Below are 18,557 nucleotides of genomic sequence, written 5' to 3' on the forward strand. Positions count from 1 at the left end.
GGGCGGCTCCCTGCCTGGTCACGGGGACGACGTCTGGCACCGGTCACGGGGGGACGGCCAGCCGTCAGTCCGGCTCTGGCTACTGACTCGTAGGGTATCGGCGCGCCTCCGGAAAGGCAGTGCGTCCTTTGCCACACCTAGGCTGGGTTGCATGACACCACCGGATGCGCCACACAACCGCTGGTCGGACCTCGGCCGGCCCCCCCTCAACGTGACCGCGCTGCGCCGCGGGCTGCTGCGGCCGGACGCGCTGTGGACGTCGCTGGAGGTCGTGGAGTCCACCGGATCCACCAACACCGACCTCGCCGAGCAGGCCCGTACCGGGGTGGCGGGCGAGGGCACGGTGCTGGTCGCCGAGGAGCAGACGGCCGGGCGCGGGCGGCTGGAGCGGACCTGGACCGCACCGCCCCGCTCCGGGCTCTTCTTCTCGGTGTACCTGGAGCCCGGCGACATCCCCGTGGAGAGGTGGGGGTGGGTACCGCTGCTGGCCGGGGTCGCCGCCGCGACCGGGCTCGCGAAGTCGGCGGGTGTCGACATGTCGCTGAAGTGGCCCAATGACCTGCTTGTTTCGGTGGAGGGGGAGGAGCGCAAGACGGGCGGCATCCTCGGCGAGTTCGCCGGGGACGGCATCGTCGTCGGTCTGGGCGTCAACGTCTCCCTGCGCGCCGACGAGCTGCCCGCCCCCACCGCCGGATCGCTGGCGCTCGCCGGAGCGGTCTCCACCGACCGGGAGACCCTGCTGCGCGCCGTCCTGCGCTCGCTGGAGGACTGGTACGGCCGGTGGAGGGCGGCGGGTGGCGACGCGGCCGCGAGCGGGCTCCAGGCCGCCTACGCGGCGGGCTGCGCGACGCTGGACCGGACCGTGCGGGCCGAGTTGCCGGGGGGTGCGTCCCTGGTCGGCGAGGCGGTCGCGATCGACGGGGACGGGCGGCTCGTCCTCTCCACCGAGGACGGGCTCCAGCAGCCGGTCTCGGCCGGGGACATCGTCCACCTGCGCGGCGCGGCGGGCGGCCTGACCTGAGAGGCCTGACCTGAGAGGGGGGTACCCCGATGGGCGTACGGGCCAATACCGCGTATGCCTGCGATGTCACGCGCGACCCACCGATGACGGGCGGCCAAGGACGTGAGCTGGGGCACACCTGCCGTATCGTTGAGGCGATCCAGCGACAGATCGGCAGGGCAGTGCGCAGGGAACGGGCAGGAGGCGGCTGGTGACCGTCGGCGACACGACGTCCGGCGCGGGTGAGGAGCCCGGGTCGGACTCCTCGGTCCACGCCACACCCCACCACGAGGTCGACCACACGGTGGAACCCACCGACGACCCCCTCGCCATCCGCCTCGAAGCGCTGATCCTGGGGGCCGACCGGCGTTACACACCCTTCCAGGCGGCCCGCACCGCCGGGGTCTCCATGGACCTGGCCTCCCGGTTCTGGCGGGCCATGGGCTTCGCCGACATCGGCCAGGCCAAGGCGCTCACCGAGGCCGACGTGCTCGCCCTGCGGCGGCTCGCCGGTCTCGTCGAGGCGGGGCTGCTCAGCGAACCGATGGCGATCCAGGTCGCCCGCTCAACCGGGCAGACCACCGCCCGGCTGGCCGAGTGGCAGATCGACTCGTTCCTGGAGGGCCTGACCGAGCCCCCCGAGCCCGGCATGACCCGCACCGAGGTCACGTACCCGCTGGTCGAGCTGCTGCTCCCGGAGCTCCAGGAGTTCCTCGTCTACGTGTGGCGGCGCCAGCTGGCCGCCGCCACCGGACGGGTCGTGCAGGCCGCGGACGACGAGGAGATGGTCGACCGTCGGCTCGCCGTCGGCTTCGCGGACCTGGTCGGCTTCACCCGGCTGACCCGGCGCCTGGAGGAGGAGGAGCTCGGCGAGCTGGTCGAGTCCTTCGAGACGACCGCCGCCGACCTGGTCGCCGCGCACGGCGGCCGGCTGATCAAGACCCTCGGCGACGAGGTCCTCTTCGCCGCCGACGACGCGGGCACGGCCGCCGAGATAGCGCTCCGGCTCATCGAGGCCATGGCCCAGGACGAGAAGATGCCGGCTCTGCGCGTCGGCATCGCCTTCGGCACGGTCACCACCCGGATGGGCGATGTGTTCGGCACCACGGTGAACCTCGCCAGCCGGCTCACCTCGATAGCTCCGAAGGACGCCGTCCTGGTCGACGGGGCGTTCGCCAAGGAGCTGGTCCGCCACGGCGATGCCCCGGAGTCCGAGGCGCAGGCCGCCGAGGCCGTCGCGGCCGCCGCCGAACGGGCCCGGGTCGCCGAGAAGGAGGGCCGCGAGCCGGACGAGGAGCCGCCGCTGCCCACGTACCGCTTCGGGCTCCAGCCGATGTGGCAGCGCCCCGTGCGCGGGCTCGGCGTGGTGGAGCCGTGGCTGCTGGCCCGGCGCGGGAAGACCGGCTCCTGAGGGCGGCTCGACCTTTCGTCGCGCCTCCGTCTTCACGCCTCCGTCCCGGTCGTCACGTCCCCGTCCCCGTCCCGCCCTGTCGGGGGCGGTGCCGTCCTGTCTAGGATCCGTGGCGGTAACGCTCGTTAACAGGCCGTCCATGACAGGGGTACAGCCATGACCGTCACGTCCGAGCAGCGGTACGGGGATTTCGTCGTCGTACGGCGGCACGAGGGGCAGGACCACGTCGCCGAGCTGGTCCTCGACCGGCCCAAGGCCATGAACGCCGTCTCCACCGGTATGGCCCGCTCCCTCGCCGCCGCCTGCGAGGCGCTCGGCGCCGACCGGGGCGTCCGGGCCACCGTCCTGACCTCCAGCCACGACCGGGCCTTCTGCGTGGGCGCGGACCTCAAGGAGCGCAACTCCTTCACCGATGCCGACCTCGTACGCCAGCGGCCCACCGCCCGCGCCGCCTACACCGGGGTCCTGGAGCTGCCGATGCCGGTAATCGCCGCCGTGCACGGCTTCGCCCTCGGCGGCGGCTTCGAACTCGCCCTCGCCTGCGATGTGATCGTCGCCGACACCACTGCCGTGGTCGGGCTGCCCGAGGTGTCCGTGGGTGTCATCCCGGGCGGCGGCGGTACGCAGCTGCTGCCGCGCCGGGTGGGTGCGGCGCGCGCCGCCGAGCTGGTGTTCAGCGCCCGCCGGGTCGAGGCCGCCGAGGCGCGCGAGCTGGGCCTGGTGGACGAGCTGGTCGAGGCGGGCCGGGACCGCGAGGAGGCCCTCGCACTGGGCGGCCGGATCGCCGCCAACTCGCCGGTCGGGCTGCGCGCCGCCAAGAAGGCGCTCCGCCTCGGCCACGGGCTCGACCTGCGGGCGGGCCTGGAGGTGGAGGACGCGGCCTGGCGGTCGGTGGCCTTCTCCGGGGACCGGGCGGAGGGGGTGGCCGCGTTCAACGAGAAGCGGCGCCCCGACTGGCCCGGCGAGTGACGATGCGCGCGCGTCACGCAGCGTGAGCGTGGCGCCGAGGAATAGTTGAAATTAGTTACGCATCAAGCTGATCGAGCTGATCAAAAGGGAACAAATCTACATAAACTGGAGAAATGGGTGGTGACGACGAACGGCTGCGGGCCGTGGTTTCGCTGGCGCAGACCATGGCCGCGGCCTACACGCCGCGTGAATCGTGGCGGGCGGCGGCGCTGGGCGCCTGTGAGGCGCTGAGCGGCAGTTTCGCCGCGCTCTCGGTGTGGGAGCGGGACCGGGGCAGGCTGCGGGTCCTGGTGAACGCGGGGCAACGGGCCGAGGGGGAGGAGGAGTTCCCCGAGGAGGAGGCCTACCCGGTCCACGAGTTCCCGGAGATCACCGAGTTCCTGCACGAGCGGTGGGCCGGCGGCGGCGAACCCGACGCCTGGGTGGAGACCGCCGACGGGCTGCCCGGCGCGGGCGGCCCGGCCCGCGGCGCCCGCCCGTACTGCCACCAGCGGGTCGCCGCGCTCCGGCGGCGCGGCCGGGGCTGCTGCGTGGTCGCGCCGATCGTGCTGCACGGCCGGGCGTGGGGCGAGCTGTACGTGGCGCGGCCGGCCGGGCGGCCCGTCTTCGACCGCGCCGACGCGGACTTCGCGACCGTGCTCGCCGCCGTCGTGGCCTCCGGCATCGCCCAGACCGAACGCCTCGAAGAGGTCCGCAAGCTGGCCTTCACCGACCCGCTGACGGGTCTGGCCAACCGCCGCGCGGTCGACATCCGGCTCGACGAGGCCATCGAGCGGCACCGTGCCGACGAGACGGTCGTCAGCCTCGTCGTCTGCGACCTGAACGGCCTCAAGGCGGTGAACGACACCCATGGCCACGCCGTCGGCGACCGTCTGCTGGAACGTTTCGGCTCGGTGCTGTCGCTGTGCGGGGCGATGCTGCCGGAGGCGCTGGCGGCCCGGCTGGGCGGCGACGAGTTCTGCCTGCTCGCGGCGGGCCCCCCGGCGGACGCGGTGGTCGGCGTGGCCACCGAGCTCTGCGACCGGGCGGCGGTGATCGACCTGGGCGAAGGGGTCGCCTGCGGGGTCGCCTCCACCGGAGACCCGATCGGCCCGGTGCGCTCGGCCCGCCGGCTGTTCCGGCTCGCGGACGCGGCCCAGTACCGGGCCAAGGCGGCCCGCTCGCCGGGGCCCGTGGTGGCCGGGCGGGACGGCGAGGTCATCCGGCTCGCGGACTCCCCGCCGAAGTCCGTGCACGACCGTCGCCGGCTGCGCGGCAACCGCCCGTGAGCGCCGGGGGCGCGGTTCGAGCTGAGCGTGGGCACGTGGTTCACGCCGGCGCGGGGGCGCGGTTCGCGCCGAGCGGGCACGCGGTTCGCGCCGGCGCGGGGGCGCGGTTCGCGCCGAGCGGGCACGCGGTTCGCGCCGAGCGGGGGTAGGCCGTCCGGCGCGGTGAAGGCGTCGGCCCTGCCCGTGGCGGCGTCCGGTCTCAGTGCGGTGGCGGCACCCGGTTCGGGGCGTTCTCGATGGTGCAGCCGCCCTCTCCGCGCGCATCCGCTGTATCCGGGACGGCCGCCGGAGACGGCGAACAGCGGCAGGGGGGGCGAGCGGCGGGAGTCGACGCATGGGCGCAGCCTTCCGGCAGGGTGCGCGCCGGGCGAGCCGCTCACGTACCCGGTCCCGTGAAGGGCTCTGTCGTCCCGTAAGGGGCTCTGTCCCGAACCACTAGTGACATGGAGGCTTTCAATCCGTACGCTGCTGAATATGGATATGCACACTGTTGTGGTGGGGACGTCCGGAACCACCGCCGAGGACGTCGTCGCCGTGGCCCGCCACGGCGCCCGGGTCGAGCTCTCCGCCGCCGCCGTGGAAGCCCTGACCGCTGCCCGTCTCATCGTGGACGCGCTCGCCGCCAAGCCCGAGCCGGTCTACGGCGTCTCCACCGGCTTCGGCGCCCTCGCCAGCCGCCACATCAGCCCGGAACTGCGGGCACAGCTCCAGCGCAACATCGTCCGCTCGCACGCGGCGGGCATGGGCCCCCGCGTCGAGCGCGAGGTCGTCCGCGCGCTGATGTTCCTCCGGCTCAAGACGGTCGCCTCCGGCCACACCGGCGTACGCCCCGAGGTCGCCCAGACCATGGCGGACGTGCTGAACGCGGGCATCACGCCCGTCGTCCACGAGTACGGATCGCTCGGCTGCTCCGGCGACCTCGCCCCGCTCTCGCACTGCGCGCTCACCCTGATGGGCGAGGGCGACGCGGAGGGCCCCGCCGGCACGGTCCGCCCGGCGGGCGAGCTGCTCGCCGCGCACGGCATCGCCCCGGTCGAGCTCCGCGAGAAGGAGGGCCTGGCCCTCCTCAACGGCACCGACGGCATGCTCGGCATGCTGGTCATGGCCCTCGCCGACCTGAAGAACCTCTACACCTCGGCCGACATCACCGCCGCCCTCTCCCTGGAGGCGCTGCTCGGCACGGACAAGGTCCTCGCCCCCGAGCTGCACGCCATCCGCCCGCACCCCGGCCAGGGCGTCAGCGCGGACAACATGCTGCGGGTGCTCGCCGGTTCGGGCCTGACGGGCCATCACCAGGACGACGCGCCCCGGGTCCAGGACGCCTACTCCGTACGCTGTGCGCCCCAGGTCAACGGCGCGGGCCGCGACACCCTCGACCACGCCGCCGTCGTCGCCGGGCGCGAACTGGCCTCCTCGGTCGACAACCCGGTGGTCCTTCCCGACGGCCGGGTGGAGTCCAACGGCAACTTCCACGGTGCGCCCGTCGCGTACGTCCTGGACTTCCTCGCGATCGTCGCCGCCGACCTCGGCTCGATCTGCGAACGCCGCACCGACCGGCTGCTCGACAAGAACCGCTCGCACGGCCTGCCGCCGTTCCTCGCGGACGACGCCGGGGTCGACTCGGGCCTGATGATCGCCCAGTACACCCAGGCCGCCCTGGTCAGCGAGATGAAGCGGCTCGCGGTCCCCGCCTCCGCCGACTCCATCCCGTCCTCCGCGATGCAGGAGGACCACGTCTCCATGGGCTGGTCCGCCGCGCGGAAGCTCCGTACCGCCGTGGACAACCTGGCCCGGATCGTCGCCGTCGAGCTGTACGCGGCGACCCGCGCCGTCGAGATCCGCGCCGCCCAGGGCCTCACCCCCGCCCCCGCGTCGCAGGCCGCCGTGGACGCGCTGCGGGCCGCCGGAGCGCAGGGCCCGGGCCCGGACCGCTTCCTCGCGCCGGACCTGGCCGCCGCCGACACGTTCGTACGGGAAGGGCGCCTGGTCGCGGCCGTGGAACCGGTCACGGGACCGCTGGCCTGAGCCGGTCCTGTACGTACGGAAGAGGGCTGCCGCACCGGGGGCGCGGTAGCCCTCGCGTGCGTACGTGGGCGGTAGCCCTCCCGTGCGTGCGGGAGCGGCAGCCTGCTCGTGCGTGCGGGATCAGAGCGCCGGACGCGTACCGGTCCCGGAGCGGTGGACGGAGTAGGTGACGAAGGCGGTGCCGAGGCCAAACAGGGCGGTTCCGCCGACGAGATACGGAGTGGTGTCCGGGCCTGAACCGGTGTCGGCGAGGCGCGCGCCGGAGGCGTCGTCAGGGGTGCCGGCGGCCTGCCCGGCGGTCGGCCGTTCGGCAGGGGCGGCCGGTGTGGACTGCGGGCGTCTCTCCCCGGTCTCCCCGGTCGCGTTGGCCGACGGGACGAACCAGAGAGCGGCCAGCAGCGTGCCTGCGGCGGTGGCGGTCAGCAGTGTGCGACGAGCGACGGACACAGATTCGATCCCCTTGCGACAACCATGAGTTAGCCCCGTGGGCCGATGCTAAGCAAAGCAGCGGGTCGGTGGAAAGTCGTGGCCCCGCCGGACCTTACGCTCCGGCCTATGAGCACAGAAGAGACATCCAGGTTTGTTCGACTTCGCGTGGAGATGGTGCTGGAGGTCACCGACCTCGACGCCCTGACCGGCACCGCCCTCGAATCCATCGCCGCCGAGTACGGGGAGCCCGTCGCGGCGGTCGCCGGAACCGACACGGCCGAGGAGCGGATGCATGCCGAGGCCACGGTCCGGGCAGACGGTGCGGAGGCCCTCGCCTCGCTGGTCGACCCCTTCGACCTGGTCAGCGAGGTGCCCGGAGTCGAACTCGCCCAGGCCTCGTGGAGCAGCGAGAGCATCGAGTACGACCCCGACGCGGACGGCTGGGACGACGCGGACGACGGCGACGAGGGCCTGTTCCTGCCACGGGACGACGCCGACGAGGAGGGGTATGGCGACGCGGTCGCGCACAATGGGAAGAACGACGGCGAGGACGGTGACCCCGCGCAGCGGGTGTGACGTGTGAGGACACCGGCCCCGGCCCCGCTCGACTGCGGACCGGGGCCGCGCTGTGCGGCGGCGAAAACCGGGGCCCGGCCGCGGGAACCACCGCTGCCGAGGACGCGTCGATGAGTGGTGTTCCCCACATCTGTCATGGATGTGGAACGGAGCACCCTTCCCGGGTGTTCTTGGAACATGGACGGGGAATAGCCGCCTGGCGGCCCCCGTCCGGGGATTTTGGGGAGTCGGCAACGATGGAGAAGCGTGTGATGACGGACAGCAAGCGGCGCAGGGGTCTCATGGCCATGTCCGCACTGCTCGGCGGCGTGCTGGTGCTTTCGGCCTGTAGCGACGACGGCGACAAGGGCGGAAAGACGAGCGCCGGGAGTTCGGAGTCGTCGCAGCAGGAGGTCGACAAGGCGGCAGCCGAGGACGCCTCCGAGGCGCAGATAGCGATCAAGCCGAAGAACGGCGCGACCAACGCCAGCATCAACAACGCGGCCCAGGTCACCGTCGCCAAGGGCAAGCTGACCGAGGTCGTCATGACCACGGCGGACGGCACCCCGGTCGAGGGCACCCTGGCGGCCGACGGGTCCAGCTGGAAGCCCGCGGGTCAGCTGGAGCGGTCCACCACGTACAAGATCGACGCCACGGCGGAGGACTCGAAGGGCCGTAAGGCCCACGAGAACAGCTCCTTCACCACCGTCTCGCCCGACAACAGCTTCATCGGGAATTTCACCCCGGAGGACGGCTCCACGGTCGGCGTCGGGATGCCCGTCTCGATCAACTTCAACAAGGCGATCACGGACAAGAAGGCCGTCCAGAACGGCATCACCGTGACCTCCAGCAGCGGCCAGGAGGTCGTCGGCCACTGGTTCAACTCCCAGCGCCTGGACCTGCGCCCGCAGGACTACTGGCAGGGCGGCTCCACCGTCACCCTGAAGCTGGCGCTCGACGGCGTCGAGGGCGCGGACGGCGTCTTCGGCGTCCAGCAGAAGACCGTGACCTTCAAGGTCGGCCGTAACCAGGTCTCCACCGTCGACGCGAAGACCAAGCAGATGACGGTCACCCGCGACGGCAAGACGATCAAGACGATCCCGATCTCCGCGGGCTCCCCCGACAACCCCACGTACAACGGTCAGATGGTGATCTCCGAGAAGCACAAGGAGACCCGGATGAACGGCGCCACCGTCGGCTTCACCGATGACGACGGCAAGGGCGAGTACGACATCAAGGACGTGCCGCACGCCATGCGCCTGTCCACGTCGGGCACCTTCATCCACGGCAACTACTGGGGCAAGGGCATCTTCGGCAACGCCAACACCAGCCACGGCTGCGTGGGCCTCGCCGACGTGAAGGGCGCGAACGACCCCAACGCGCCGGGCGCCTGGTTCTACGAAAACTCGCTCGTCGGCGACGTCGTCATCGTCAAGAACTCCCCGGACAAGACGATCACCCCGGACAACGGCCTCAACGGCTGGAACATGAGCTGGTCCGAGTGGACGGCCGGCTCCCAGGCCTGATCCACCCGTCCGATTCCCCCTCGCACCACGCACCACCCCGTCCCCGCCCGAAGGCGGCGGCCCCGGAACACTCCGGGGCCGCCGCCTTCGGCGTGTCCGGTGCCCCCTATAACGCTGTGTCCAGCCCCATCAGGACGCGCCGGAGAAACGCCACGTCGGGCCCCGGAGGGCTGGCCGGCCTGTCCCCGGGACGCTCGTGCGCCAGGCGCCGCGGCAACGACGGACGGACCGCGAGCTGGGCCCACACCGCTTTGCCGCCCGTGGTGGCTGACCAGGGTGACCAGCCCACCCACCTTGGAGTTGGCGCTTGGCGAAGCGGTGCTCCGCCAACCGGTCGGCGGAGGCGAAGTAATGGCTCGCCAGTTGCACTCGTCTTCACCTCCGGCGAGTGGGCCGCTTTCGAGGACGGCGTCGTGGGCGGCGAGTTCAAGCGGTCGTAGTACGAGCCCCGCACGCAGCCGCAAGAGCGCCCGGCCAGTCGTCCCGGCCGGGCGTTTCGCTGTGCGGGCCACGGTCATGACCTCCCAGGTAATCGACGCCCTCCACCCCACCCGGCAGCATCGGAGGCGTCACGGGGAGCCACCCCGACACCACCACGGAGGACCGGGCCATGACCGCGTACGCCATCGCTCACCTGTGCCCCGCCGACGGCCCCGTCCAGGACGAAGTGCTGAGCTACATCGAGCGGATCCAGGCCACCATGAAGCCCTACGGAGGCCGCTTCCTGGTGCACGGGGCCGAGGCGGAGGTGGTGGAGGGGGCCTGGCCGGGCGCGTTGGTCATCATCGGCTTTCCCGGGATCGAGGAAGCTCGCGCCTGGTACGCGTCCCCCGCGTACCAGGAGGTCCTGCCGCTGCGCACCCGGCACATGGCCGGTGACGTGATCATCGTCCCCGGCGTCGGTCCCGAGTACGACGCGTCAGCCACGGCGGCGGCGATGCGGGCGGCCCGGGACCGTACGGCACAGGAGGCCGAAGAGCAGGCTCAGCCCGTAAGCCCCTCCACCGCCGCCCGGTAGTGCCGCAGGTCACTGCGCCGGACCTGGCGCACCCCCGCGAGGTCCTCGTGCGGCTCGGTGGGGCAGCCCGCGGGACGCTCCGGGCCACTGGGCTCCGCTGCCGGGCCCCGGAGCCGGTGCCAGGGCTGGAGCGGCAGCCAGAGGAGCCCGTACAGCCAGCGCAGCACCAGCCTGCGAAATCCCGGCCGGCCCGCGTCGGGCAGCCGGATCACCCGGACGCCCATGATCAGCTTTCCGGCGCTCGCCCGGACGGCCATCGTCAGCAGTACCTGGTTGGCGAACGACAGCACGACCAGCTGGACGACCAGCAGAGCGACCGCGTGCCCCGTCCCGCCGGCGTTCAGGCAGGATCGCACCAGCAGCCCGACGGTCAGCAGGCACAGATAGGCGTCGAGCCCGACTGCCAGATAGCGCCGCATGTCACCCGTGCCCTTGGGGATGCGCGGCTGTGCCCGGGGGCCCGGGGCGGAATACGCCGAGGGGCGGGCGTACGCCGGATACGCCGCCCGTGGGAGCGCGTGCCCGTGCGGCGGCGGGGGCGGTGCCGAGGGCGCGTCGGGACGGGACCGAGCGGTGCCGCTCCAGGCCCGGCGCACTCCGTACAGCGCCCGTAATTCGTCAGGAGGCTGCCCTCTCCGACGCCCCCGTGGCTTCGTCATGGGGGCATCATGACTGATCGTCAGGCGGGGTGTCCCTGTTCCTGACGGGTAACTACCGCGCCCCGGCGTTGTTTCCACGGGACCCTTACGGTTGCCTTCCCCACGGCTCCACGGCCGCTTCGTTCCCGCCTGGTCGCCGGGGACGGGGTGTAGTCCGCTGCACCTCGAAACGGGGGCCCTCTCCCTCCTCGCGGCGCGCCCCGGCCGACAGAATCGAGGCATCACCGATCACGGAGGCATCGCCGTCATGAAGTCTCTGCTCTGGCTCGTCCTGTGCGCCGCGCTCGCCGTCAACGTCTTTCTCAGCCTCGCCGTCGAGGAGAGCGGTCTCCAGATCACCCTGAGCGTCGCGGCGGGCGTCACCGCGCTCGCCTGCGGGGTCGGGCTCTGGGCGCTGCGTGACCCGCACGAGAGCTGACCCGGCATGTGACCTTCGCCACTCCGAGGTTCGTCCCGAGAGGACGGGCCGGGCCGCACGGGCCGCTCGTAACAGCGGTTCGGAGGCCGGCGGAGATCCCTCCCCGCCGGTCCGGACACTGATCAAAACGCCTGATCATGGTCAATATGTGGATGGTCCTCGAAGATCATCGGGCCGCACTGGAGAATCGGACGGTACGACGGTCCTGCGCATCGCCCACCCGGGCGACGGCCGCACGGCCCTCCCGAGCGGGAGTCCGCGGGGCTCCGGCGGGGGAGGCGGACCGGTGGCGCTCTCCGGGACGGGGGCGCCGACGCGCACGAGCCCGACCACGGAAGGTCTTGATCAGATGCCGGTCATCCCCGACTCGCCCGACTCCGCACGCACGACCGATGCCGCGGCCCGCGTCATCGAGCCGCTCTACGCCGAGATCCTGCGCCGCAACCAGGGTGAGCAGGAGTTCCACCAGGCGGTCCGCGAGGTCCTGGAGACACTCGGACCGGTGCTGACCCAGCGACCCGAGTTCGTCGACGCCCGCATCATCGAGCGGCTGTGCGAGCCCGAGCGCCAGCTGATCTTCCGGGTGCCGTGGTCGGACGACTCCGGCGACATCCACGTCAACCGCGGCTTCCGGGTGGAGTTCTCCAGCTCGCTCGGCCCCTACAAGGGCGGGCTGCGCTTCCACCCCTCGGTCAACCTCGGCATCGTGAAGTTCCTCGGCTTCGAGCAGATCTTCAAGAACGCCCTCACCGGCATGCCCATCGGCGGCGGCAAGGGCGGCGCGGACTTCGACCCCAAGGGCCGCTCCGACGCCGAGATCATGCGGTTCTGCCAGTCCTTCATGACCGAACTCCACCGCCACCTGGGGGAGTACACCGACGTCCCGGCCGGTGACATCGGCGTCGGCGGCCGCGAGATCGGCTACCTCTTCGGCCAGTACAAGCGGATCACCAACCGTTACGAGTCCGGCGTCCTCACCGGCAAGGGCCTCGGCTGGGGCGGCGCACAGGCCCGTACGGAGGCCACCGGCTACGGCACGGTCCTGTTCACCGCCGAGATGCTGCGCAGCCGGGGCGAGTCGCTGGAGGGTCAGACCGTCGCGGTCTCCGGCTCGGGCAACGTCGCCATCTACGCCATCGAGAAGGCCCAGCAGCTCGGCGCGACCGTCATCACCTGCTCGGACTCCGGCGGCTATGTCGTCGACGAGAAGGGCATCGACCTCGTCCTCCTCAAGGAGATCAAGGAGGCCGGCCGGGGCCGGGTCTCGGAGTACGCCGAACGGCGCGGCGCACACGCGCAGTTCGTACCCGGTACGGGGGTGTGGTCGGTCCCCGCGGACGTGGCCCTGCCCTGCGCCACGCAGAACGAACTCCACGAGGCCGACGCGCTGGACCTCGTACGCAACGGGGTCAAGGCGGTCGCGGAGGGCGCCAACATGCCCACCACCCCGGAGGCGGTGCGGGTGTTCCAGGAGGCGGGCGTCGCCTTCGCCCCCGGCAAGGCGGCCAACGCGGGCGGGGTCGCCACGAGCGCGCTGGAGATGCAGCAGAACGCGTCCCGGGACTCGTGGACCTTCGCCCACACCGAGGAGCGCCTCGCCGAGATCATGCGGCACATCCACGACTCCTGCTACACGACCGCGGAACGGTACGGCAGCCCCGGCAACTACGTGGTGGGCGCGAACATCGCGGGCTTCGAGCTGGTCGCGGACGCGATGCTGGCGCAGGGCCTGATCTGACCGTACGCGGCGAGGCGCCGGCGCCGGTGTGGTCGCCGGCGGAACCGCTACCCCGCGCGGGCGAGGCTGCCAGGTGTGGTCTCCCCCGGGCGGGGGAGCGGGTTGGCTCGCGCGGGTGATTCCTCGTCGCGCCCGCCCCGCGAAGGTGGAGTCATGACGCTGAAGATCCTTCACCGGCCCCCGTCCGTGGGTGACACCGAGCGGCCCGTTCCGCGCTGGGCGATGCGCCTGGCCTACGCGCTTCCGCTGCTTCTGCTGCCTGCGTGCCTGTGGCGGCTGCCCTTCGCGCTGCACTTCGAGATGGGGCAGGTCCAGGACGGCGGTTTACCCGCCTACTGGCTGAGCATCCCGTACGTTCTCGGGCTCAGCGTGTTGACGGAGGTGGTCGCGATCCTGACCATCGGGCTGGTCCGGGGCTGGGGCGAGGTGGCGCCCGCCTGGATACCTGTCATCGGCGGCAGACGCGTCCGGCCGATGGCGGCCGTCGTCCCCGCCGTGCTCGGCGGCCTGATCCTCACCTTCCTGTTCACCGCCGTCCCGCTGGGCGACGATCGCGACCTCACCCTGTACGGCGTCATCGACACTGTCGAGTACACCAACGGCGCCTGGGACGCGTTGGCGATGGTGGTTGGCACCCCTCTCGCCGCTTGGGGGCCCATCACCATCGCTCTCGCGATCGCCTACTACCGGCGTCGAGCCTCCGCCGTGGCCGTCACCGGGTGAGGACTCGTTCAGGTGGGCGGGCGACGGCGGTAGTACTCCGCGCAGCCGGTGTTCAGGGCCAGAACGACGGCGAACACCCCGGCCACGACCGGGTGCCCCGTTCCGTACACCGCCGCAGCACTGCCGCCGAGGACCAGGGCCTTCACCGCCAGCACCCCCGCGAGCGGCGGCCTGAACCGGGCGCGGGGCGCGGCGAACAGCCCCCACAGGGTCACGGCCGCCGCGGGTACCCCGAGGCCGAGCAGGACCGGTACGAGGACTCCGTCCACGGCGGTGAAGCCCCACCAGACGAGGCAGCCGATCGCCACGAGCTCCAACAGGAAGGCGAGGACTTCGTTGACGGCGAACCAGGGACGCTGCCGGAGCGCCTGTGGATCATGGTGCCCCGTGTGCCCTGCTGCCTGCTCTCGTGTCATCCCTGACCCCCTACGGAGAAGTCGCTGTCGGGCGTGACGATAGCGGCCGTGCCCTGGACCGGGCCGTTTCCCTGGAACCGGCCGTCTCTCCGGACCTGGCCGTCTCCCGGAATCGGCCGATCCCGGACCTGGCCGACTCCCGAAACCGGCCGTCTCCCGGGGCCGGCGGGCTGTCACGCGACTTCGCCATCAGCAGATCTGCCCGGAGCGCAACGCCGGACCGGTGCGGGGGAGGCGCAGCGCTCCTAGGCTGGGGACGGTGAGTATCCGAGTGACGAACCAGGCCGACGTGATCCCTCTGCGCCCGCTCCCGGCGGTGGCCCCGGCTCTGCCCCGGGAGCCGCTCTGGCGTGACCTCGTCGGGGAGGTGCTGCGCCGCGAACGCCAGGCCCAGGGGCGGACCTTGAAGGACGTCGCCGAGGCGGCCCGGATCTCCATGCCGTATCTCTCCGAGGTGGAGCGGGGCCTCAAGGAGGCCTCCTCCGAGGTGCTGGCCGCCGCGGCCCAGGCGCTCGGCCTGAACCTTGCCGACGTTCTGGCGCTGGCGGGGGAGCGGCTGGTCAGCCTCGCCGCGGCCCGCTCCCGGCCGCGCTCGCTCGGGTCGAGTGCGGTCGGTGGCCACCGGTCCGTGCGGTCTACAGGTCCGGCGGGTTCGGTCGGCGCGATGCGCCCGTCGGGCCCGATGGGTGGCGTGCTGCTGGCTGCCTGACCCGAGGGGGAGGGGAGTTGCGGGCGGACGCCCTGCCCGAGGGCCCGGGGGGTGTTGCGTACAGCTGTCTGACCCGAGGCCCGGGGGTGTTGCGTACGGCCGTCCGACCCGAGGGGTGTTGCGCGAAGCCGCCTGACCAGGGAGATGGCTGTTACGTGTGGCCGTCGACCCGGGCGGCCCGGTCCGCGAGCGCCCGTACCTCGGCGGCGACGGCGGTGTGCCGCTCGCGCGGGATGTCGTGGCCGACGCCGGGCTGGAGGACGAGCCGGGCGTCGGGGATCGCCGCGGCGGTGGCCCGGCCCGCGGAGGGCTTGAGCAGCGGGTCGTCCGTGCCGTGCAGCACCAGCGCGGGGACGCGCAGTTCGGCCAGGGACGGGCCGTGCCAGGGCGCCCCGATCTGGCGGGACTGGGCGTCCGGGTCGGCGATGCCGGTGTCCACGTCGGCGGTGATCCGCTCCAGGGCCTCCGCCTCGTCGAACGGGTAGCCGGGCGACGCGCAGAGCCGCGCCACCGCGAGCCCGGTCGCGATCCGCTCCTCCCGGTCCTGGGCGGGCTTGATGCGGGCGAACTTCGCGAGCGTGCCGAGCCGCAGATGGCGGAAGGCTCCCAGCCCGCCGACATCGCTGGGGAGCGCGGCGGACGAGGTGAGCGTGCGCACCCGGCCCGGGTGGCGCAGGGCGACGCGCTGGGCGACGACGCCGCCCAGCGAGTGTCCGAAGAGGTGGGCCGACTCCCAGCCGAGCGCGTCCATGACGGCGACGGCGTCGTCGGCCATGTCCTCGGCGGTGTAGGCCGCACCGCGGCCGGCGGCCAGGGCGGCGAAGGGGTTGCCCCGGGCGGTGCGTTTGGGCAGCCGGGTGGACTCGCCCGCGTCCCGCTGGTCGTAGCGGGCGACGGCGAACCCGGCGTCGGCGAAGGCCGCGCACAGCTCCCCGGGCCACCAGTGCCGGGAGACCGCCAGCCCCATCACCAGGAGCAGCGGTTCGCCGTCCGCGCCCTCCTGGAGCCGGTCGTGGGCGAGCTCGACCGCACCGTTGCGGGCGAAGCGTCGTTCGGTCCAGGTCATGGCGGGCTCCTCCGATGGACGAGAATACTGCGAACGGTGTTCGCAGTATTAGACTACAGGCAGTTCCGGACCCCGGACGGGGACCTGAAGGGAAGGTGGCGGACCGTGGCCGATCGCGAGACCCGGCCGACGACCGTCTGGTCACGCCCCGAGCGGGGCGCGCGCGGACCCGCACCCGAACGGAGCCGCACCCAGATCACGACGGCCGCCCTCGCCCTCGCCGACGCGGAGGGCCTGGGGGCCGTGTCGATGCGCGCGCTCGCGCAGAGGCTGGGCACGGGGCCGGCCTCGCTCTACCGCTACGTGGGGAGCCGGGACGAGCTGCTGGACCTCATGGCGGACGCGGTCGCCGGCGAACTGGACCTCTCCGGGGCCACCGGCGGCGACTGGCTGGACGATCTCGTCGGACTGGCCCTCCAGTCCAGGGACGCGCACGTCCGGCACCCGTGGCTCGCCGATCTGAACGACCGGCGCGGCGAGGTGCTGGGCCCGCACGCGATCGACTACCTCGACCACGCGCTCGGGATCCTGGCCCCCGCGCCGGGCACCGCCGGGCAGAAGCTGGGGGCCGTCGGCCTCCTCGGCGGCCTGGCGGTTCTCTTCGCCCGCCGCGAGGCCGCCGCGACGTCCACCGGCGACCCGGCCACCGGCGACCCGACCGCCCGGGCGGCCCACCTGGCCGCGGTCGCCGCAGAGGGCCGCCACCCGCACCTGCTCGCCGCCCTCACCGCGGCGGGCGCACCGCCCCCGGCCGACCGGGACGCCCTGTTCGTACGGCTGCTGCGGCGACTGCTTCCGGCGATGCTCGGCCAGGGGGAGCCGTAGGTCGTGTCCGCAAAGTCTCGTCTGGCCCGGAGGGCGGACGACGATACTTTGCGGACACTCCCCGGGGCCCGGGATCAGCCCTCGACCGGGACCACGCCGATCGGGCAGGAGACGCCCGTGCCGCAGTAGCCGCCCGGGTTCTTGTCCAGATACTGCTGGGACGTTGCTTCCCTTTGCGTATAATTTGTGACTCTTCGTAATAAGGGGTGGGAAGTGAACGAAGCGGCACAGGTGATCCCGGTTGTCTCGTACGCGCGTATCTCCGCCGACACGGCCAGGGACGGTCACGGCGTCGAGGACCAGCACAAGGTGAACGGCGAGACGGCGGCCCGTCTCGGCTGGACAATCGTGCACCGCTACACCGACAACGACCTGTCGGCGGCCAAGGCGGCGGTGGTGCGACCGGACTTCGAGGCCATGGTGAAGGCGCTCAAGTCGGGCCACATGCCGGACGGGCAGCCCGTGCGCGGCGTCATCGTGGTCGCGGACGACCGGCTAACGCGCCGTGCGGGCGACTATGAGCGGTTCGTGGACGCGCTCACGTACGAGGAAGGACGGCTCTACGCTGACGCCAAAGGGGCGAAGAACCTCTACAGCGAGGACGTGGAGTCCATGGGGCTCTTCGGCGTCGTCATCTCCAAGATGGAAGTCCGCAAGATGCAGCGGCGGGCGCGCCGCTCACACCGCGCTCGCGCGGAGCTGGGCATCCCGGTAGGCGGGAGGCGCCCCTTCGGCTGGCAGGACGACAAGCTCAGGCTGGAGCCCGAGGAAGCGGCGTGGCTGGCGAAGGGCGCCCGCGAGGTGATCGCGGGCAAGTCCCTGCACTCGATCCTCCGCGAGTGGCGGGAGGCCGGCGTCCGCACAATCAACGACAAGGAATGGGCGAGCCGCTCGCTCAAGCTCGCACTGTGGAACCCGCGACTGTGTGGCTGGCGGAAGCACAATGGTGAGCTGGTGCGTGACGCCAACGGCGTGCCCGTAGTGGGTCTCTGGGAGCCCGCCATCACTCCCAAGGAATGGATGGCCATCGACGCCATCTTCTCTGCCCGCGTCGGCCCCAACATGAAGGCTGACGGATCGGTCACGGACTACCGGACCCCCTCGTACCTGCTGACGGGAATCCTCCGATGCGGAAAGCCTCGCGAGGATGAGCAGATCTGCAATTCGCCCCTTCGGGCAGCCGCGCGAGCGGACCTCTCCGGGGGATATCTCTATCAGTGCCCCAGTAAAGAAATGGGCGGGTGTGGGGGCACCGGACGGAACGGTGCCAAGATTGATGAATTCATCACGGAGGCCGTACTCGCGAAGTTGGAAGAGAGGGCGGCCAGGTCGACGCACGTCGACGAGCTGTGGGGAGGGGAGGAAGAGCTGGGCCGTCTGATGGCCAAGCAGCGCAAGTTGCTCCAGGCATGGCAGGAAGACCAGGTCTCGGATGAGCTGTTCTTCCCCGAGAGTCAGAAGATGGAAGCGCGTGTCAAGGAACTCCGCGCGGACAGGTCACGTCACGCCTTGAGACGGCAGAGGGCCGCCGAAGTCACTGGCGACGTACGCGAGCGTTGGACCACCTGCAGGCTGGACCTGGCGCAGAAGCGTGCCCTGATCAGAGAAGCGCTGCACGCGGTGATCGTGCTGCCGGTGGGAGGCGGAGGTCGGCGCCCGTTCAACCCTGACCTGCTGGTCCCGAAGTGGCGGGACTGACGGGGTGGTGGAAACAGAATGGGGCGCCGCCGTCCGGCTGGTGTATGCCTCTCGTGTTCGATGCTTCCGAGCCGGTCACGGCGGGGTCAAGAGCTGATCCTTTC

General features: G+C 72.1%; 18 protein-coding genes and 1 pseudogene. 14 read left to right on the plus strand and 5 right to left on the minus strand.

Features of this window, described 5'->3' with window-relative positions; all coding sequences use genetic code 11:
* Positions 1–151 precede the first annotated feature (151 nt).
* From IG90_RS0130170 to hutH, 5 genes are all read left to right on the plus strand, one after another.
* Positions 152–1,021 carry a biotin--[acetyl-CoA-carboxylase] ligase gene (locus IG90_RS0130170; RefSeq protein ID WP_030591453.1) on the plus strand — a complete coding sequence of 290 codons (870 nt, stop codon included), beginning with the start codon at positions 152–154 and terminating at the stop codon, positions 1,019–1,021.
* A 190-nt stretch (positions 1,022–1,211) separates the two neighbouring features.
* On the plus strand, positions 1,212–2,411 hold the full coding sequence (locus IG90_RS0130175) for an adenylate/guanylate cyclase domain-containing protein (RefSeq protein WP_030591457.1): 1,200 nt from the start codon (positions 1,212–1,214) through the stop codon (positions 2,409–2,411).
* Between the two features lie 156 nt (positions 2,412–2,567).
* The gene (locus IG90_RS0130180; RefSeq protein WP_030591460.1) at positions 2,568–3,380 is read left to right on the plus strand and encodes an enoyl-CoA hydratase/isomerase family protein; all 813 of its coding nucleotides are present in this window, start codon (positions 2,568–2,570) and stop codon (positions 3,378–3,380) included.
* A gap of 113 nt (positions 3,381–3,493) precedes the next feature.
* Positions 3,494–4,648 (plus strand): GGDEF domain-containing protein, encoded by a 1,155-nt coding sequence (locus IG90_RS0130185; RefSeq protein WP_030591463.1) that lies wholly within the window; start codon positions 3,494–3,496, stop codon positions 4,646–4,648.
* A 474-nt stretch (positions 4,649–5,122) separates the two neighbouring features.
* A complete protein-coding gene (gene hutH / locus IG90_RS0130190) occupies positions 5,123–6,673 on the plus strand; it encodes a histidine ammonia-lyase (RefSeq protein ID WP_078585467.1) in 1,551 nt (516 codons plus the stop codon).
* A 120-nt stretch (positions 6,674–6,793) separates the two neighbouring features.
* Here hutH and IG90_RS0130195 read toward each other — a convergent pair whose 3' ends face one another.
* Positions 6,794–7,120: a hypothetical protein gene (locus IG90_RS0130195; protein WP_030591469.1), complete on the minus strand. Its 327-nt coding sequence runs from the start codon at positions 7,118–7,120 to the stop codon at positions 6,794–6,796.
* A 108-nt stretch (positions 7,121–7,228) separates the two neighbouring features.
* Between IG90_RS0130195 and IG90_RS0130200 the strand changes: the two genes are divergently transcribed.
* The 3 genes from IG90_RS0130200 to IG90_RS0130210 all read left to right on the plus strand — a co-directional run bounded on the left by IG90_RS0130200 (position 7,229) and on the right by IG90_RS0130210 (position 10,201).
* Positions 7,229–7,678, plus strand: coding sequence for a hypothetical protein (locus IG90_RS0130200; RefSeq protein WP_233436119.1), 450 nt, complete (start codon positions 7,229–7,231; stop codon positions 7,676–7,678).
* A 236-nt stretch (positions 7,679–7,914) separates the two neighbouring features.
* Positions 7,915–9,183 (plus strand): L,D-transpeptidase, encoded by a 1,269-nt coding sequence (locus tag IG90_RS0130205; protein WP_030591474.1) that lies wholly within the window; start codon positions 7,915–7,917, stop codon positions 9,181–9,183.
* Positions 9,184–9,793: 610 nt separating this feature from the next.
* Positions 9,794–10,201: a DUF1330 domain-containing protein gene (locus IG90_RS0130210; protein WP_051860314.1), complete on the plus strand. Its 408-nt coding sequence runs from the start codon at positions 9,794–9,796 to the stop codon at positions 10,199–10,201.
* On the opposite strand, the gene IG90_RS0130215 is transcribed toward IG90_RS0130210, so the two are convergent.
* Positions 10,168–10,620 carry an RDD family protein gene (locus tag IG90_RS0130215; protein ID WP_030591480.1) on the minus strand — a complete coding sequence of 151 codons (453 nt, stop codon included), beginning with the start codon at positions 10,618–10,620 and terminating at the stop codon, positions 10,168–10,170. The two genes, IG90_RS0130210 and IG90_RS0130215, sit on opposite strands and share 34 nt — an antisense overlap.
* 487 nt (positions 10,621–11,107) lie before the next feature.
* Here IG90_RS0130215 and IG90_RS44970 point away from each other — a divergent pair, with 487 nt between their 5' ends.
* The 3 genes from IG90_RS44970 to IG90_RS0130230 all read left to right on the plus strand — a co-directional run bounded on the left by IG90_RS44970 (position 11,108) and on the right by IG90_RS0130230 (position 13,739).
* Positions 11,108–11,278 (plus strand): hypothetical protein, encoded by a 171-nt coding sequence (locus tag IG90_RS44970; RefSeq protein WP_167345015.1) that lies wholly within the window; start codon positions 11,108–11,110, stop codon positions 11,276–11,278.
* 349 nt (positions 11,279–11,627) lie between these two features.
* Complete coding sequence (gdhA, locus tag IG90_RS0130225; RefSeq protein WP_030591483.1) at positions 11,628–13,016, plus strand: NADP-specific glutamate dehydrogenase; 1,389 nt, start codon at positions 11,628–11,630, stop codon at positions 13,014–13,016.
* A 153-nt stretch (positions 13,017–13,169) separates the two neighbouring features.
* Positions 13,170–13,739: a hypothetical protein gene (locus tag IG90_RS0130230; RefSeq protein ID WP_030591485.1), complete on the plus strand. Its 570-nt coding sequence runs from the start codon at positions 13,170–13,172 to the stop codon at positions 13,737–13,739.
* Positions 13,740–13,747: 8 nt separating this feature from the next.
* On the opposite strand, the gene IG90_RS0130235 is transcribed toward IG90_RS0130230, so the two are convergent.
* Positions 13,748–14,155, minus strand: coding sequence for a YrdB family protein (locus IG90_RS0130235; protein ID WP_030591488.1), 408 nt, complete (start codon positions 14,153–14,155; stop codon positions 13,748–13,750).
* Between the two features lie 259 nt (positions 14,156–14,414).
* Between IG90_RS0130235 and IG90_RS0130240 the strand changes: the two genes are divergently transcribed.
* The gene (locus IG90_RS0130240; RefSeq protein ID WP_209443582.1) at positions 14,415–14,864 is read left to right on the plus strand and encodes a helix-turn-helix domain-containing protein; all 450 of its coding nucleotides are present in this window, start codon (positions 14,415–14,417) and stop codon (positions 14,862–14,864) included.
* A 151-nt stretch (positions 14,865–15,015) separates the two neighbouring features.
* On the opposite strand, the gene IG90_RS0130245 is transcribed toward IG90_RS0130240, so the two are convergent.
* Entirely contained in the window at positions 15,016–15,930 is a 915-nt protein-coding gene (locus tag IG90_RS0130245) for an alpha/beta fold hydrolase (protein ID WP_030591494.1), read from the minus strand.
* A 105-nt stretch (positions 15,931–16,035) separates the two neighbouring features.
* Here IG90_RS0130245 and IG90_RS0130250 point away from each other — a divergent pair, with 105 nt between their 5' ends.
* Positions 16,036–16,755, plus strand: coding sequence for a TetR/AcrR family transcriptional regulator (locus IG90_RS0130250; RefSeq protein WP_030591496.1), 720 nt, complete (start codon positions 16,036–16,038; stop codon positions 16,753–16,755).
* Positions 16,756–16,829: 74 nt separating this feature from the next.
* Here the strand turns inward: IG90_RS0130250 and IG90_RS42635 are convergent.
* Positions 16,830–16,925, minus strand: a pseudogene (locus IG90_RS42635) (peptide-methionine (S)-S-oxide reductase MsrA); the annotation flags it as partial.
* Between the two features lie 43 nt (positions 16,926–16,968).
* Here IG90_RS42635 and IG90_RS0130255 point away from each other — a divergent pair.
* Positions 16,969–18,453, plus strand: a complete 1,485-nt coding sequence (locus IG90_RS0130255) for a recombinase family protein (RefSeq protein ID WP_051860315.1) — start codon at positions 16,969–16,971, stop codon at positions 18,451–18,453.
* Positions 18,454–18,557: the final 104 nt, after the last annotated feature.

Source organism: Streptomyces anulatus (assembly GCF_000721175.1).
Taxonomy (GTDB): domain Bacteria; phylum Actinomycetota; class Actinomycetes; order Streptomycetales; family Streptomycetaceae; genus Streptomyces; species Streptomyces anulatus_C.